Origin of the sequence: Tenacibaculum sp. SG-28, from assembly GCF_002954385.1 — a bacterium.
GTDB lineage: Bacteria > Bacteroidota > Bacteroidia > Flavobacteriales > Flavobacteriaceae > Polaribacter.
This window is the reverse complement of the sequence record NZ_MQVY01000002.1, coordinates 510,146-527,276: the sequence shown is the minus strand read 5'-3', so window position 1 is coordinate 527,276 and position 17,131 is coordinate 510,146. Positions and strand designations below refer to the sequence as shown.

At 31.7% G+C, this 17,131-nt stretch carries 16 protein-coding genes and 2 pseudogenes; 7 read left to right on the top strand and 11 right to left on the bottom strand.

Annotation, left to right across the window (positions count from 1 at the left end):
• Positions 1 to 55 precede the first annotated feature (55 nt).
• On the top strand, positions 56 to 592 hold the full coding sequence (locus BSU00_RS07300) for an RNA methyltransferase (protein ID WP_105003770.1): 537 nt from the start codon (positions 56 to 58) through the stop codon (positions 590 to 592).
• Here the strand turns inward: BSU00_RS07300 and BSU00_RS07295 are convergent.
• The 3 genes and pseudogenes from BSU00_RS07295 to BSU00_RS07285 form a co-directional block, all read right to left on the bottom strand.
• A pseudogene (locus BSU00_RS07295) lies at positions 589 to 1,859 on the bottom strand (MFS transporter). The gene BSU00_RS07300 and the pseudogene BSU00_RS07295 sit on opposite strands and share 4 nt — an antisense overlap.
• A 13-nt stretch (positions 1,860 to 1,872) precedes the next feature.
• The gene (locus tag BSU00_RS07290) at positions 1,873 to 2,532 is read right to left on the bottom strand and encodes a hypothetical protein (RefSeq protein WP_105003769.1); all 660 of its coding nucleotides are present in this window, start codon (positions 2,530 to 2,532) and stop codon (positions 1,873 to 1,875) included.
• Between the two features lie 226 nt (positions 2,533 to 2,758).
• Positions 2,759 to 3,754, bottom strand: coding sequence for an NAD(P)H-dependent glycerol-3-phosphate dehydrogenase (locus tag BSU00_RS07285; protein ID WP_105003768.1), 996 nt, complete (start codon positions 3,752 to 3,754; stop codon positions 2,759 to 2,761).
• Positions 3,755 to 3,846: 92 nt separating this feature from the next.
• On the opposite strand from BSU00_RS07285, the pseudogene dut reads away from it, so the two are divergent.
• Positions 3,847 to 4,277 (top strand): annotated as a pseudogene (gene dut / locus BSU00_RS07280) (dUTP diphosphatase).
• On the opposite strand, the gene BSU00_RS07275 reads toward dut, so the two are convergent.
• Both BSU00_RS07275 and recA read right to left on the bottom strand, forming a co-directional pair.
• Positions 4,274 to 4,819, bottom strand: coding sequence for a GNAT family N-acetyltransferase (locus BSU00_RS07275; protein WP_233188637.1), 546 nt, complete (start codon positions 4,817 to 4,819; stop codon positions 4,274 to 4,276). The pseudogene dut and the gene BSU00_RS07275 sit on opposite strands and share 4 nt — an antisense overlap.
• 92 nt (positions 4,820 to 4,911) lie before the next feature.
• Positions 4,912 to 5,919 (bottom strand): recombinase RecA, encoded by a 1,008-nt coding sequence (gene recA, locus BSU00_RS07270; protein ID WP_105003767.1) that lies wholly within the window; start codon positions 5,917 to 5,919, stop codon positions 4,912 to 4,914.
• A 187-nt stretch (positions 5,920 to 6,106) separates the two neighbouring features.
• On the opposite strand from recA, the gene BSU00_RS07265 reads away from it, so the two are divergent.
• Positions 6,107 to 6,967 carry an N-acetylglucosamine kinase gene (locus BSU00_RS07265; protein ID WP_105003766.1) on the top strand — a complete coding sequence of 287 codons (861 nt, stop codon included), beginning with the start codon at positions 6,107 to 6,109 and terminating at the stop codon, positions 6,965 to 6,967.
• 56 nt (positions 6,968 to 7,023) lie between these two features.
• Here the strand turns inward: BSU00_RS07265 and BSU00_RS07260 are convergent, their stop codons facing one another.
• Together BSU00_RS07260 and rpiB are read right to left on the bottom strand one after the other, a co-directional pair.
• Positions 7,024 to 7,464 carry a GNAT family N-acetyltransferase gene (locus BSU00_RS07260; protein WP_105003765.1) on the bottom strand — a complete coding sequence of 147 codons (441 nt, stop codon included), beginning with the start codon at positions 7,462 to 7,464 and terminating at the stop codon, positions 7,024 to 7,026.
• 3 nt (positions 7,465 to 7,467) lie between these two features.
• Complete coding sequence (rpiB, locus tag BSU00_RS07255) at positions 7,468 to 7,899, bottom strand: ribose 5-phosphate isomerase B (protein WP_105003764.1); 432 nt, start codon at positions 7,897 to 7,899, stop codon at positions 7,468 to 7,470.
• Positions 7,900 to 8,960: 1,061 nt separating this feature from the next.
• Between rpiB and rnr the strand changes: the two genes are divergently transcribed.
• The 3 genes from rnr to BSU00_RS07240 all read left to right on the top strand — a co-directional run bounded on the left by rnr (position 8,961) and on the right by BSU00_RS07240 (position 12,167).
• On the top strand, positions 8,961 to 11,156 hold the full coding sequence (gene rnr / locus BSU00_RS07250) for a ribonuclease R (protein ID WP_105003763.1): 2,196 nt from the start codon (positions 8,961 to 8,963) through the stop codon (positions 11,154 to 11,156).
• 107 nt (positions 11,157 to 11,263) lie between these two features.
• Positions 11,264 to 11,941 carry a head GIN domain-containing protein gene (locus BSU00_RS07245; RefSeq protein WP_105003940.1) on the top strand — a complete coding sequence of 226 codons (678 nt, stop codon included), beginning with the start codon at positions 11,264 to 11,266 and terminating at the stop codon, positions 11,939 to 11,941.
• Between the two features lie 34 nt (positions 11,942 to 11,975).
• Positions 11,976 to 12,167: a twin-arginine translocase TatA/TatE family subunit gene (locus BSU00_RS07240; protein WP_105003762.1), complete on the top strand. Its 192-nt coding sequence runs from the start codon at positions 11,976 to 11,978 to the stop codon at positions 12,165 to 12,167.
• 42 nt (positions 12,168 to 12,209) lie between these two features.
• Here the strand turns inward: BSU00_RS07240 and BSU00_RS07235 are convergent, their stop codons facing one another.
• Positions 12,210 to 13,136, bottom strand: coding sequence for an SPFH domain-containing protein (locus tag BSU00_RS07235; protein ID WP_105003761.1), 927 nt, complete (start codon positions 13,134 to 13,136; stop codon positions 12,210 to 12,212).
• A gap of 118 nt (positions 13,137 to 13,254) precedes the next feature.
• On the opposite strand from BSU00_RS07235, the gene BSU00_RS07230 reads away from it, so the two are divergent.
• Entirely contained in the window at positions 13,255 to 13,653 is a 399-nt protein-coding gene (locus tag BSU00_RS07230; protein WP_105003760.1) for a DoxX family membrane protein, read from the top strand.
• 137 nt (positions 13,654 to 13,790) lie between these two features.
• Here BSU00_RS07230 and BSU00_RS07225 read toward each other — a convergent pair whose 3' ends face one another.
• From BSU00_RS07225 to ybeY, 3 genes are all read right to left on the bottom strand, one after another.
• Complete coding sequence (locus BSU00_RS07225; RefSeq protein ID WP_233188636.1) at positions 13,791 to 14,642, bottom strand: class I SAM-dependent methyltransferase; 852 nt, start codon at positions 14,640 to 14,642, stop codon at positions 13,791 to 13,793.
• 130 nt (positions 14,643 to 14,772) lie between these two features.
• The gene (gene mnmG / locus BSU00_RS07220; RefSeq protein ID WP_105003759.1) at positions 14,773 to 16,650 is read right to left on the bottom strand and encodes a tRNA uridine-5-carboxymethylaminomethyl(34) synthesis enzyme MnmG; all 1,878 of its coding nucleotides are present in this window, start codon (positions 16,648 to 16,650) and stop codon (positions 14,773 to 14,775) included.
• Between the two features lie 29 nt (positions 16,651 to 16,679).
• A complete protein-coding gene (gene ybeY / locus BSU00_RS07215) occupies positions 16,680 to 17,096 on the bottom strand; it encodes an rRNA maturation RNase YbeY (protein ID WP_105003758.1) in 417 nt (138 codons plus the stop codon).
• Positions 17,097 to 17,131 lie beyond the last annotated feature (35 nt).

Sequence of the window (17,131 nt, the reverse complement as noted above, 5' to 3'; positions counted from 1 at the left end):
AGATACTTACTTTTTCAGCAATATAAATTTTTGCTGTTTCCATTGGCCTAACAGAATGAGAAAACTTAGAAATAACGAACTAGGACGCAAAAGCGTAGAGGAATTTAAACAATCTAGTAAAACACCAATTATTGTAATTTTAGACAATATTAGAAGTTTAAATAATGTTGGCGCTGTTTTTAGAACTTCAGATGCTTTTTTAATCGAAAAAATATATTTATGTGGCATCACTGCTACTCCACCAAACAAAGAAATTCATAAAACTGCTCTTGGAGCAACAGAATCGGTAGCCTGGGAATATATAACAGACACACTTTCTCTTCTAACCAAACTTAAAAAAGACGGCATAAAAGTATTGAGTATAGAACAGGCAGAACAAAGTACAATGTTAGACACTTTTTATCCCGAAAAAAAACAAAAATATGCAGTAGTTTTTGGTAACGAAGTAAAAGGAGTTCAACAAGAAGTAGTTACAGCATCGGACCTGTGTATTGAAATCCCACAACTTGGCACCAAGCATTCTTTAAATATTGCCGTTAGTTGTGGCGTTGTTTTATGGGATCTTTTTACCAAAATGCAAAAGAGTAATTAACCTTCCATTTTTTCGTGCTCCTCCAGATCTTTTGTCAAATCTAAGTTTCGCAATGTTGGATTTAATATCCCAGTAGAAATTACAGTTATTAAAGTCATTGTTCCACCAAAAACAACTGCGGTAACTGTACCCATTAGTTTGGCTGTTAAACCACTTTCAAACGCTCCTAATTCATTAGAGGAACCGACAAACATAGAATTCACTGAAGAAACCCTTCCTCGCATGTGATCTGGAGTTTTCAATTGTAATATAGTCTGTCGAATAACCATGGAAATTCCATCGGTAACTCCACTAAAGAATAAAGCTGCAAGAGAAATCCAAAAAATAGAAGAAAGACCAAAGACAATAATACAAATACCAAAACCAAAAATAGCCGCTAGTAATTTCATCCCAGCATTCTTGCTTATAGGAATATAAGCTGTTATTAACATCGTTAAAATTGCTCCGGCAGCTGGTGCGGCTCTCAATACCCCAAATCCTTTGGCACCCACCTCTAAAATGTCTTGTGCAAAAACTGGTAGCAGTGCAATCGCTCCACCAAATAAAACGGATATCATGTCTAAAGTAATAGCCCCTAGTATGGCTTTGGTTTTAAATACAAATGAAATACCCTCTTTTAAACTTTTTACAATTGGCTCTCCTTTCTTAGGGTTCATAATTGGTTTTCGTTTTATAAAAAACACCAAAAACAACGCGACCATGACGAGAGCAAAAACTATACGAAGAGAATTGTGTACCCCAAGCAAATATATGGTATACCCAGCAAATGCAGGTCCTAAAACACTAGCTATTTGCCAAGTAGTGCTGCTCCATGTAGCAGCATTTGGGTATAATTTTTTAGGAACAATCAAGGCTATCAATGAAAAAATGGTTGGTCCAAAAAACGATCGTAAAAAACCACCAAAAAAACCAATGCATAAATGGAATACAATACATAATTGGTATTCCAGCCATCAACGATTGCAGGGTTTGTTAGTCCGTATAAACCCAAACTAATTAAAGAAAATAAAGCTATACAAAGTGCTAATAAATTTCTTTTTTCTTTCTGATCTACGACATGACCGGCAAATAAGGCCATAGAAAAAGCAGGAATAAATTCAAAAGCACCTATTAAACCAAGACTCCATGGGTCTTGGGTAATAGAATAGACCTGCCATTCGATGATAATAAATTGCATAGACCATGCAAAAACCAATGCAAATCGAACCAACAAAAAAATATTAAATTCCTTGAAACGCAAGGAAGCATACGGATCTTTTTTTTTCATCATTATCGGGACTCTAATTGAGTTTTAAATCCATCAAAATAGCAAAAGTTTCGTTTACATCTTTTTCTTTAACTACAATAGTCATTTCATGGGTTGTCGAAATTACTTCTTGAACAGCAATATTTGCCCAAGCAAACTGTTTTAAAATAAAGTAATATACCCCCGATTGTTCTAGATTATCTTTTGGAAGTTTAATCGTTATCGAAGCTAAATCATTTACATTATTAATCAATATTTCGCTCTTAAAAATATCTTCCACAAAGGGTTGTAAATTTTTACTAGTTACAATATTTGTTTCAAAAATTCCTTGAGAGACCGTTAAAAAATAGTCATTACTATCTGCAGATTTACTTAAAATTTTAGCAATTTCTCGCAATAAAGACGGTGTATTTTTAAAAGTAAAATCGCATAAATCAGATCGAACAATAACATCTCCTAAGTCAAGTGCTAGTTTTTTAATATTTTTTCGAATACGCAATTCGTTTATCGGTGATAATCTATTGATTGCCATCATTACAGCACCAACTTTTATCTCTTTCTTTAACAATTTAGAAACTTCAGGAAGAATCTCTCTAGCCAAGGAAGAAACATTAATTAGCTTTTCATTTAAAGCTTCCTCTATAAATGGTGTTTTTCTTATCGTTATCTCAACAGCTTCTTGTATTGTTTTCATAATTTTGTTAAATTTTAAACCAATAGTATTAAAAAAATACTATTTTGTAAAATTATACAAAAAAATTAGTTGCAAGTTAATTTATAAAAAAACTTGTTATTCAAAATTTTAGATTAAATTTGTTGAAATCGTTTATGTTAAAACGGCAACACACAGCTAATTATAAGGAGCGATTGGTGAGGGATTCTTGCTTTGTAAAAAGTATAATACGTGCAAATACAAACAACTAATCTAATCTATTTGTTAACTTTTTAAACTCATCTTTCGCTTCTTTTTTGTCGTAAAGAATGTTAAAAACAGTATCTATTATAGGAGTTTTAGCACCGTTTTCTTTTTTTATGTTATAAGCACTTTTAGAAGCATAATACCCCTCTGCTACCATACTCATTTCAAGCATTGCTGATTTTACTGTGTACCCCTTTCCTATCATGTTACCAAACATTCTATTCCTACTGAATACTGAATATCCAGTAACCAATAAATCCCCTAGGTAAGCAGAGTTATTAATATTACGCTTCATCTTGTGTACCTTTTTAATAAAACGTTTCATTTCTCTAATAGCATTACTCATTAGTACAGACTGGAAATTATCACCATAGCCCAAACCGTGGGCAATCCCTGCAGCAATGGCATAAATATTTTTTAACATAGCAGCATATTCAGTTCCAATGATATCATCTGATATCTTCGTTTTAATGTACCTACCTGCAATAAAATTACTCAATTGTTTTGCTTTGTCTTCGTCTTGGCATGCTAAAGTTAAATAGGATAATCTTTCCATAGCAACTTCCTCGGCATGACATGGCCCTGTCAATACACCAATATTTTCAAAAGGAATGTTGTAATGATCATGGAAGTGTTCTCCAACTATTAGTCCTGATTCTGGAACAATACCCTTTATAGCAGAAAAAATAATTTTATCCTCTAAAGAAATAGTTAATTTATCTAATTCAGATTTTAAAAAAGCAGATGGAATTGCAAAAATCAAAATATCATATGTTTTTACAATAGTGTTAATATCTTCGGATAAATCTAATTGTTCGGGATGCAATTCTGCAGAACTAAGATAGTTAGGATTGTGTTTGTTTCTTTTTATGTGTTCAATAGCATATGTACTTCTCATATACCATCCAATGATTTCCAAATTTTCAGAAAGCATTTTAACAATAGCAGTTGCCCAACTTCCGCCTCCTAGTACAGCTATTTTTGGTTTACTTATCATTTGGTAATATATTTTTGTGGCTAAATTAATAAATATAGAAATGACAATCTAAAACATAAGCTTATTATATTTGACGACATAAACACAAACCTATGAGAGTACAAATAATTAACAAATCACAGCACCAAATTCCTAACTACGAAACAATAGGTGCTGCAGGTATGGATATAAGAGCTAATATTGAGGCACCAATTGTATTAAAACCATTGGAACGAGCCATAGTAAAAACAGGATTATTCATCGCTCTACCAGTGGATTTGAGGCACAAGTGAGACCAAGAAGTGGATTGGCTGCTAAAAAAGGAATTACAGTATTAAATTCTCCGGGAACTATAGATGCAGATTACAGAGGTGAAATTGGTGTAATTTTAATAAACATATCTACCGAAGAATTTACGGTTAATAACGGTGAACGAATTGCACAATTGGTTATTGCAAAACACGAACGAATAGAATGGATAGAAGTCTTGACTTTAGAGGATACTGAAAGAGGTACTGGTGGCTTTGGAAGTACAGGAGTCTAGACCAATACTTTTATTAACTGTACCATTTTACGGTATTTATCGTACATCAAAGGAAAATCTAAAAAACAATGGGAATGGTATTGGTACCCTAATTTTTTGTAAAATTCTAAAGCATTTAATTTTTTATCCATCGCATCCAACCATATAATTTTATATTTCTTTACAATGGCCTCTTGTTCCAACCAACCTAATAACTGGGAGCCGATTCCCTTTCCTTGTTCTTTTGGATGCAGATAAATTCGATGTAATTTTACAGATTTTAAATGAGAATATTGAGGTAGTGATGCATTCCATTTAATTCGAAAATTACCTATTTTTTTTCCTTGGTAGAGAATAAAATAGTAAGAACAATATTCTTCGTTTATTTCTCGCTGAATGTTACTTTCAGAATATTGCTCTTGGAGATACCACTCCCCTTTATCCCTCCAAAAATTGGCATATGCAGGAATATAAACCTTTTGCATTAGCTTGTAAAGTGCTGCTGTATCAGATTTTTCAATGGGCTGTAGTTGAAGGTTTTTTGAAATATAAATAATACTCATATACTGCAGTAATTAATCGCGTAATAAACCAAAAGCTGCTATAGTAAATACAGCAGCTTTAATTTTGAAAGAATCTCTAATGTATATATAAACTACTCTTGATTTTCGATAGCTTCTTTAATTTTATTTTCGAGTTCTTCCATAAGTTCCGGATTGTCCTTGATAACTCCTTTTACAGAATCTCTACCTTGCCCAAGTTTTGTATCACCATAACTAAACCAAGAGCCGCTTTTTTTAATAATACCGTACTCCACACCTATATCTAAAATTTCTCCTACTTTAGATATTCCTGCCCCATACATGATATCAAACTCTGCTTGTTGGAATGGTGGTGCTACTTTGTTTTTCACAACTTTTACTTTCGTGCTGTTTCCTATTACTCTATCCCCATCTTTAATCTGTGTTCTTCTGCGAATATCTAAACGAACAGAGGCATAAAATTTCAAGGCATTACCACCAGTAGTGGTCTCGGGATTTCCAAACATAACACCAATTTTCTCACGTAACTGATTGATAAAAAATACCGTACAATTTGTCTTGCTAATTGTAGAGGTTAATTTACGCAGTGCTTGTGACATTAAACGGGCATGTAATCCCATTTTTGAATCCCCCATTTCTCCCTCAATCTCAGATTTAGGAGTTAATGCTGCTACAGAATCAATAACAACTATGTCAATAGCACCTGATCGGATTAAATTGTCTGCAATTTCTAATGCTTGCTCACCATGATCTGGTTGTGAAATAATAAGATTATCAACATCTACACCTAAATTTTCAGCATAAAAACGATCAAAAGCGTGTTCTGCATCAATAAATGCTGCAATTCCTCCAGCTTTTTGTGCTTCTGCAATTGCATGAATAGTTAAGGTTGTTTTTCCAGAAGATTCCGGTCCGTAAATTTCAATAATTCTACCTCTAGGATAACCACCTACACCCAATGCTAAATCTAAACCCAAAGATCCAGAAGATATTGCTTCTACATCTTCAATTTGACTATCCCCCATCTTCATTACCGTACCTTTACCGTAGGTTTTGTCTAACTTATCTAGTGTAAGTTGAAGCGCTTTTAATTTCGCTTCTTTTTCTTTATCTGCTGCCATAAAATCTTCTAAAATAATTTAAAAATAAGAGTTGCTAATTTATAAAATTATAGTTTGTATTTTTAAACATGTAGTAGTTTTTTATCAACCAAATATAAAACTATTACGTTTTAGTAAATAAAAGAAACAAGCCATACATATTGGATAATTTTACTAAACATATTTTTATATTTGAAAAAAAAATAAGATGGTACTAGTTGCAGATGGTGGTTCAACAAAAGTTGATTGGATTGCCATAGATAATAATAACAAAGAAATTTTTAGAGTTCGAACATCAGGATTAAATCCAAATGTGGTTTCCACGTCAGAGCTCCTGTGCAGAATTGAAAGTATTGAAGAATTAAAGCAATATAAAGAAAGTATTAAACAACTATACTTCTACGGAGCGGGTTTGGGAACAGAAACGCCAAAAAAATTATTAAAAGAAATTTTTGAAAAATTTTTTAATAATGCCAAGACAATATTTGTAGAAGAGGATATTCTCGGTGCAGTTTATGCATCTGCAGAAAATAAAAAAGCTATCGTCTGTATTTTAGGAACAGGATCTAATAGCTGTTATTACGATGGAGAAAATATAGAATGTATTTCACCGTCATTAGGATACACTATTATGGATGAGGCAAGTGGCAACTACTACGGAAAGCGATTGTTAAGAGATTACTATTACAAAAAAATGCCTGCTACAATATCTACTTTCTTTGAAAATGAATTCCGTTTAGTACCAGATACCATTAAGTATAATCTTTATAAAGCGGATAACCCAAATAAATATTTAGCATCTTATGCTAAATTTATGTTTGATCATCAGGAAGACGAATACATCAAAAAATTAGTAAAAAATGGATTTAAAAAGTTCTTTAAATTTCATATTACTAACTATAAAAAACCGAAGGATACCCCAATATATTTTATTGGATCTATAGCGTATTATTTTAAAAATATTTTAGAAGAGGTAGCCACGGGAAATGGTTTAGAAATTACAGCTATAGTAAGAAAACCAATTGATAATTTAATAGAATATCATAAAAAACTAAATACAAACCGTTAATAGCGATGCTTTGTATACGTAAAATAAAAGAGCTTCTTTAAAGAAGCTCTTTTATTTTAAAATTTAACCATTTTTATGTGTGGTATGTTATCCTCTAAATATTCATGACCAACTGGATTAAAACCTAAATCTTTATAAAATTTATTCAAATAAGTCTGTGCAGAAAGTGTAATACGTGTAGTGTTGTAATGCGATGATATTGCATGAATAGAGGCATTCATTATATCTTTTCCAAAACCGTGTTTACGCATTTCTTTAGCTACAACAACTCTCCCAATACTAGGTGTATCAAAATAATCACCAGAATTAAATATTCGAGTATACGCAACTATTCTAGAATTGTGGATACCTAAAATATGAAGTGCTTTTTGATCTTTACCATCTATGTCTTGGTATACACAATCTTGTTCTACTACAAATACTTCAGAACGCAATTGTAAAATAGCATAAAGTTCAGTGATGCTTAGAGTATCAAACGTTTTAATTTTTGTAATCATAAATTAAGAACACGATATTTTACGAACTCTATTTGCATGCCTACCACCTTCAAATTCAGTGTTTAAAAATATAGATACAAATCCAAGAGCTTGTTGAAGAGAAACAAAACGCGCAGGTATGGTTAATATATTGGCATTGTTGTGCTGCCTAGTTAATTCTACCAATTCGTTGTTCCAGCACAATGCAGCCCTAACTCCCTGATGTTTGTTAGCTGTCATTTGCGCACCATTTCCACTTCCACATAAAATAATACCCATCTCCGCTTGACCTGACTCTACAGCCTCAGCTGTTGGATGTATAGTGTCAGGATAATCCATACTGTCCTCTGTATTAGTGCCAAAATTAATAACTTTATGGCCTAGTTTTTCTAGAAGTTTAATAATTTCTATTTTATAATCTGTACCTGCATGATCGTTACCGATGGCAATAGTCATAATTTATTGATTTTAATTTAGTTGAAATTACAAAAGTACTATTATTGATGGTTATCAACACCTATTAACAATGGTTTTTTAATATTTTACGTTAAAACATTGATAATTATATTAGTATGTAAATTTTATAAATTGTTAAAAACTAATAATAGTTATTAAAAAATATATTTGATTATCATCATTTTTTTTACAATACCAAATCAAAGATGATTAATGCAACTTTTTTTCTTAATTTTTAATAAAGTTTTATCAACATATAATTTACATTTTATTTACATTAAATTTTTAAAAAATAATAACCAATTTTGCGTTGATTGCTAATTTTAATAAATGTTAATAAATAGAATTATCTCTTGATTTTTATAGTTTTAAGATTTTAAAAATTGTTGATTATTTTTAATAAGTCATTAATACAAAATTTATAGAGCATTTTTTTTGTATCTATTAACAAACTATTATAACCATTATTCTTTTTTTATTTTTTTAAAATTTAAATTTATAATTATATATATTGTTAATAACCTATTTGAAAGTTTACGAATTCCAAAATATTGCCTAGTAAATCGTAGTACTAGTTTTATTTTATAGAATGAATAGTAATATTAAAAAGATACTTCTGTGACAGTGGAGCGTAATGTTATTAACAAGGATTTATGAAAGTTGACTTTCTTTTTTGATAAGATATAAAGTGTCGTTTTTATTAATATCTACTGTGTTTACTGGTGTTTTTAAACTAGTATTAATATTAATTACAATTATTACTATACCCATTATAAAAATGGCTATAAATAAAGCTATTATTTTTTTTAAATCTTTCATTCGAATAACACTGCAATTATATAGACGTAATAATTCACAAATTGTTACATTTTTTTTATGATTTTTTTAACAACCTATTCTTTTGTTCTTTTTTTTATGCTTGTAATTAAGTGGGTCTTAATTTTTAGTACCAAATATCAACAACAATCGCTTAGATTATATTGTGGCATTTAAAGTGTGTTATATTAATTTTAACAAACTTTTATTTGTATTTTGGTACTTAATTATAAGATGAAAGATTAATGAGTAGGAAGAAAAAAATCTACAAGAAAAAAGGTAAAGTAATAAAAGATCTCACCAGGAATATATTCAAAATATTTAATACAGATAGTAATAAGCTTTTTAATTACAAGCAAATTGCTGCAAAACTAAATATCAGTGATTCCGATGGTAAGACGCAGATTTTAAAAAAGTTAGTTGAATTAGCCGCAGCTAATAAAATAATCGAGGTAGAACGCGGTAAATATAAAATTAATGAAGACAGAAAGTATCACATAGGTACCTTAGATGTGACTTCTAATGGAAATGCATATTTTATTTGTGATGATTTTCAAAATGATATTTTTGTTCCAGCCGTAAACCTTGGAAAAGGTCTTCACAAGGATACAGTTAAAGCCTACATCTACAAAAAGAAACGCAGTAACAAACTCGAAGCCGATGTTGTTGAAATTATTGAACGTTATAAGTTGGAGTATGTTGGAGTTCTTCAGATGCATAAAAACTTTGGATTTGTCATCCCGGATAATTCTAAAATGTACGCTGATATTTTTATATCACAAGGCAAATTAAATGGTGCTAGTGATGGCGATAAAGTTGTTGCTTGTATTACAGATTGGCCAGAGAATTCTAAAAATCCTTTTGGTAAAATTACACAACTTCTCGGCAAACCAGGAGAGCACAATACTGAAATTCATTCTATTTTGTTGGAATATGGTTTACCCTATGAATTTCCTCCGGAAATTGAGAAGGAAGCGCAAAGTCTGCCCATAGAAATTACAGCTTCTGAAATAAACAAACGAAGGGATATGCGCGAAGATGTAACATTTACCATTGATCCCAGAGATGCAAAAGATTTTGATGATGCACTTTCTTTTACACCATTAGAAAATGGAAATTATGAAATTGGTATTCATATTGCAGATGTATCTCATTATTTGCAGCCTAATACAAAATTAGATATGGAAGCTTACGATCGTGCTACCTCTGTTTATTTGGTAGATCGCGTTGTACCAATGTTACCAGAGATGTTGTCTAATGGTGTTTGTTCCCTTAGACCACAAGAAGAAAAATTAACATTTTCTGCTGTTTTCGAAATTACGGAAAAAGCACAAATCGTTAACCAATGGTTTGGTAGGACAGTTACTTTTTCAGATCGAAGATTTGCCTATGAAGAAGCGCAGAGTGTTATTGAGACTCAATCTGCAACAATACCAGCCACTGTTTCTTTAACAGGAGAGGCATATGAAATAGAGTCACCAATTACAAATGCCATTCTGACTATGAACAATTTGGCTAAAATTATGCGTAAAAAACGGATGAAAGAAGGTGCAATATCTTTTGATAAGGTAGAGGTTAAATTTACCCTTGATGCCAATGCAAATCCTACCGGAGTATTTTTCAAAGAAGCTAAAGATGCCAATAAACTAATTGAAGAATTCATGCTTTTAGCTAATCGTAGAGTAGCAGAGTTTATAGGTCTTCAAAAGGGTAAACCTTCTAAAAATACTTTCATTTATCGTGTGCATGACGAGCCTGATGTGGAGAAACTGGCAGCACTGCAAAATATTGTTAGTAAATTCGGATATAAAATTAATACAGATACTAAAGAGTCTACTTCACAAAGTCTCAACAAATTACTAAAAGAAGTACATGGTAAAGGAGAAGCTAATCTAGTGGAAACCTTGGCAATTAGATCGATGAGTAAAGCAGAATATACAACGCATAATATTGGACATTATGGTTTAGCTTTTGATTATTATTCACATTTTACCTCGCCAATACGTCGATATCCCGATGTAATGACACATCGTTTATTGCAACACTACTTAGATGGAGGAATTTCCCCAAAAGATGAATTGTACGAACAGCGATGCAAGCATTCTTCTCAAATGGAAGAATTGGCTTCCAAGGCTGAGCGTGAGTCTATCAAATACATGCAAGTTAAGTACATGCAAGATCATAAAGATCAAGAGTTCGAAGGGGTTGTATCTGGCGTTACAGAATGGGGTATATACGTGGAAATTACATCTAATAAATGTGAAGGTATGGTTCGTATTAGAGATATTTCAGACGACTATTATATTTTTGATGAAAAGCAGTATGCTGTGGTTGGTCAATCTACAAAAGCTATAATTCAATTGGGGGATGAGGTAACTGTAAAAGTTAAAAATACAGATTTGGAACGAAAGCATTTGGATTTTTCTCTTGTGAACCATTAATATTTGGTGTAGACAATATTTTTAATTTATTTGCATTTTATTAGTAGTGTATTAATTGATAATTTACGTAATATTACCATATTAAATTTATGTTTAAAATAGATAAAATGAAACGAGTTCTTATACTATTGTTAATATTTACTATTGGTAGCGCAACAGCACAGTCTTCAATAACCCAGAAGTTAGGTCCTTTTAAAGAACTGAAGGTGTACAATGGTATTGATGTTGCGTTGGTGAAAAGTAATAAAGTAGAGGCAGTAATCTCAGGAGAAAAGGCATCAAAAGTTAAATTTAAAGCAGACAATAATCGCTTAAAAATTATGCTTAATTTTCCGGAAACCACTGCAGATGGTAAAGCAAAAATTACTTTATATTACAACCAAGACATTGCCATTATAGATGGCAATGAAGGTGCTATAATTACTAGTAGCATGATAGAGCAAGAGAAAATAGAGATTAAAGGACAAGAAGGGGCTTTTATTAATATAGTTGTAGCCGTTAAACATTTAAAAGTTAAAAGTACCTCTGGCTCTGTGATAAAGCTAAGTGGTACTGCAAAAAATCAATACGTCGATGTTGATTTAGGTGCTAACTATCACGGATATAATCTTTCGGTAAGCGCTATGAATGTTGTAAGAGCTGGTTCTGGAGCTAAAGCTGAGGTGGATGCAGGAGAAACTTTAGATGCAAAAGTTTCTTTTGGAGGAACCATCTTTTACAAAGGTAATCCTGATGTTTTAGTTGATAAAAAAGTTATCGGTGGGGTAATAAAGCAACGAAGTTAATTTTTGTATATTTGCATAAATTTAATAAGATAAAATGTATTCAACTACAATTTTTTTAGGAATTATCGGACCATGGCAAATAGCTATTATAGTTGTGCTGGTAGTATTAATGTTTGGAGGCAGAAAAATACCCGAGCTTATGAAAGGTTTAGGAACAGGAATAAAAGAATTTAAAGACGCTACCAAAAATGATGATGACGATAATGGTAGTTTGGACAAAAAATAAGAAAAAAAGCGATTCTCTCAGAATCGCTTTTTTTACGTCTTGTTATTCTTCACTTTCCTTATTCTCATTTGCCTTTTTCATTGCTTCACCAATTTGATTACTAGCTGTAAAACTTGCAATCATATTATTAAGCATGTCACTTCCTGCTTGTGGTGAGTTTGGTAGTAGAATTAAGTTACTATTGGTATCTGCTCCTATAGACTGAAGTGTGTCGTAATGTTGTGTTACAACTATCAAAGCAGATGCCTCTTGGCTGTTTATACCTACTTTATTCAATACCTCTACTGATTCTTCCAGTCCCCTTGCTATTTCTCTTCGTTGATCTGCAATCCCTTGTCCTTGTAATCGTTTACTTTCTGCCTCCGCTTTTGCTTTTTCCACAATCAAAATTCTTTGTGCGTCTCCTTCATACTGTGCTGCTACTTTTTCCCTTTCGGAAGCATTAATTCTGTTCATAGCCTCTTTTACTTGTGCGTCGGGGTCTATATCTGTAACTAACGTTTTTATAATGTCATAGCCATATTCCATCATTGCATCATTTAGTTCACTTTTAACTGCTATAGCAATATCGTCTTTTTTAACAAAAACGTCATCTAATCGCATTTTTGGGACCTCTGCACGTACCACATCAAATACGTAGGATGTTATTTGATCTTGCGGATAGTCTAACTTATAGAAAGCATCATATACCTTTGTCTTAATAACTTTATATTGAACAGAGACCTTGAGTTTTACGAAAACATCATCTAGGGTTTTTGTTTCTATAATGACATCTAATTGTTGTATTTTTAAACTTAATTTTCCAGCTATTCTGTCCACCACGGGTATTTTTAGATGTAAACCAGATTGTCTAATGCTTTGAAATTTACCGAATCGTTCAACAATGGCTGCCGTTTGTTGTTTAACAATAAAGAACGCTGCTAATACGAATAGTATTGCAAAGAATAATAGAGGTGCATAAAAGATCATATTTTATTTTTTAAGAATTAACTACTATGTTAAAAATACAACATAATATGCCTATATGACGTTATTTTTTTTAAATGTTACATTTTTATTGTTTTATATTTGTGAAAACAATAATCAAATGGATTTACTTCAACAACACGCTACCGTAATTTTAATTCTTGTATTTTTAATTGTTACATTTTTACAGTCTGGTATAGATAAAGTAACCGATTGGAGTGGTAATGTAAGTTTCATAAAATCCCATTTTAGTGCCTCTCCTTTAAGAAATATGGTGCCATTATTAGTTGCTGTAATTTTAGTTTTGGAACTTCTTTCAGGAGCATTTATGTTCGTGGGGATATTTACACTTTTAACTACTGGGGATACAGGTTTGGCTATATCTGGTATGCAATTGTCTGCTGTATCGTTAATCTGTTTATTAATTGGCCAACGTTTAGCTAAAGATTATGCAGGTGCCATGACGCTTGCTGTTTACTTTATTATTGTGATTTTAGGTTTATATTTTATAAATAATTAAAATCTATTTATTTTTAATTTAATATCAATTATACTTATTAATAATATCTATTTTAAAGTGTTTTAAGACGTTTTTAAAAAAAAATAATAGAGTACCTTCCATTTTATTGATTAAGGCTTAAATACCTCTTATATTTCTTAATCTTTTTTTTGTACGACGAATATATTGGAAGAATACTCTTTGCTTCTTCTTGCCTTTAAATTTGATATGAAACCACGATATACACCCCTACACAGAGGTAATTTGATTTGTTTGTATTGTTCACTTAATATGGATACATAATAAGAATCAAATTGCATTCCTTTAATTTTAATAATTTCCATATTTATTTCCTTAAATATACGTTTTAACGATTTTTTAGAAAAATGCCATATGTGTCTTGGTACATCATATGCTGCCCAAAACGAACCGTAGTATGTTGCATCATAACTCTTGTAATTTGGTACAGCAACGATTAAGTATCCATTTGGTTTCAATAATCTTTTAATCTTATCTAAATATTCATTTATATTTTCTATGTGCTCTAATACGTGCCATAAGGTAATGATGTCGTATTTTTTACCTTTTAGCTGATGAATATCATTTTGCAATATAATTTCTTTCTCTGCTGCAATTTCTCTTGCTTTTTTATTTGGTTCAATACCTTCCGTCATCCAACCATTACTTTTACATATTTTTATAAATTGACCAGTTCCTGCACCAATATCCAAAATATTTTTTTCTTTTGTTTTTAAAGAGTTTATTAATTTTAGTTTTCTTTTTAGCGTAATTTTTTTTACTTTTTGGTAAAGATACTCTACAAGATTTTTTGTATCATCCGTATGGGAAATGTACTTCTCACTCGCATAATACTTGTCTATATTTTTAGGGTTTGGCGTGGTTTTTAGTACGTCGTATTCCTTGTAGTAAATGAGACTAAATTCTTCGTTACTTATAGAATAATCTTTACAATCTAAATAGTGTTTTCCGGATGCTTCGTTTAAAATCAATGTATTTAATTTTGATGTTCCACGGGGAACATTATTTATTATTAAATTATATAATTGTTCCACGGGGAACATTTGTATTCTACGAATAAAAAAGAATTCCGAACGGAATTCTTTTTGTAAAGCTTTTAATTTATCTACCCATATAAACAAGTAGTACTGATATATCCGAGGGAGATACTCCGCTTATTCTACTTGCTTGTGAAATGGATGTTGGTTGAATTTTACTTAATTTTTCTCGTGCTTCATATGATAAAGATTTAACTTTTTCATAATTAAATGTTGCAGGTATCGGTACATTCTCTAACCTATTTAATTTATCGGCATTACTTTTTTCTTTTTTAATATACCCAGAATATTTTAAATGAATTTCTACTTGTTCAATTATTTCAGAATCAATATTATTATTTTGAATGTATTGTTGTATACTATCTATGTCCTCTAGGTCTTTGAATTTTAGCTGTGGGCGGGAAGCAATTTTGTATACTTTCATGCTTTGTGTAATTACAGCAAGATTTTTTTCTTCAAGAATTGGGTTTATTTCTTCCTTTGTGACACTTAAATTTTTTAGAAAATCTATAAAAGATTCTGTTTTTTTAATTTTTGTAGATACACGATCTAACCTCTCTTGCCTAGCTAATCCAATATCAAATGATTTTTTAGTTAATCTAATATCTGCATTATCCTGGCGTAATAGCGTTCTATATTCCGCACGTGATGTAAACATTCTGTAAGGTTCTTCTGTTCCTTTTGTTATCAAATCATCAATGAGAACTCCAATATAAACTTCGTTCCTTTTAAGTATGAATGCTTCTTTATTTTGTGTTTTCAAGGCAGCGTTTATTCCTGCCATTAAACCTTGTGCAGCAGCTTCTTCGTAACCAGTTGTTCCGTTTATTTGTCCTGCAAAAAATAAATTGGATACTAATTTTGTTTCTAAATTATGTTTTAATTGTGTTGGTGGAAAATAGTCATATTCTATAGCATACCCATATCGCAAAAATTTCACGTTTTCAAATCCGTCAATCGCCCGTATTGCTTTGTCTTGGATATCCTCTGGTAAAGATGTCGAAAAACCGTTAACATATATTTCTACGGTTTCCCATCCTTCTGGTTCAACAAATATTTGGTGTCTCTCCTTTTCAGAAAAGCGATTGATTTTATCCTCTACGGATGGGCAGTATCTAGGCCCAGTGGATTGTATTCTACCATTAAACATCGGTGATCTTTCAAATCCTTCACGAAGTAATTCGTGTACCTTTGGATTAGTATAAGTTAGATAACATGATCTTTGTTTTTTTAGCGCTGTGGTTGTATGGAGATACGAGAATTTCTCCGGGTTTTGATCGCCTGGTTGCTCTGTCATTTTACTGTAATCAAGAGATCTGCTATCTACTCTGGGTGGTGTGCCCGTCTTCATTCTTCCAGATTCGAATCCCATTTGTACAAGATCTTCTGTTATTCCTGTCGATGAACCTTCTCCTGCCCTACCTCCACCAAATGTCTTTTCACCGATGTGTATTTGACCATTTAAAAATGTTCCTGCCGTTACAATTACTGTTTTTGCTGAAATGGTCAAACCAAGCGCTGTTTTTACTCCTGTTATTTTATTTCCTTCAAATACCAATCCATTTACAGAGTCTTGATAAAAATCTAAGTTTTCTGTTTGTTCGAGCATTGTTCTCCAGCAAGCAGCAAACTCCATCCTATCAGATTGAGCTCTTGGGCTCCACATTGCTGGTCCTTTTGATTTATTTAGCATCTTGAATTGGATAGCTGTTTTATCCGTAACGATAGCGCTATACCCACCCAATGCATCAATCTCTCTTACTATTTGACCCTTTGCAATACCACCCATAGCTGGATTGCAGCTCATTTGTGCAATATTTTGTAGGTTCATGGTAATAAGAAGTGTGTGCGCACCTAAATTTGCACTAGCTGCAGCTGCTTCACTTCCTGCATGTCCACCACCAACTACAATTACGTCATATTTCGTATTAAATAAACTCATAGTATTAATTTCGTTCCACGTGGAACTGCTTATATTTTATGTAATAATTGTAAACAATCGTTTTCTTTTTCACGCATTTTTTCTTTTTCTTCTTCGCTTTTGTCTTTATACCCCATGTAATGTAAAATACCATGGATAAGTACACGATGAAATTCTTCCTGAAAAGAAACCTGATAGATTTTCGCATTCTCTTCTACCCTTTCGATAGAAATAAATATATCCCCACTTATTTCTTTTCCCATCGTATAATCAAAACTAATAATATCCGTAAGTGTATCATGTTGTAAATACTCCATGTTTATTTTGTGTAGATACTTGTCGTCACAAAAAATGTAGTTAATTTCACTGTAGGTAAAGTCGTTTTTATGAATACACGATGCTATCCAATCTGAGGTTTTTTGCGAATCTTTTAATTGAAATTGCGTTTCAAAATTAAAGTTTATCATTTCTTAAGGTAAATAAGGTTGTGTTATTTTCACTC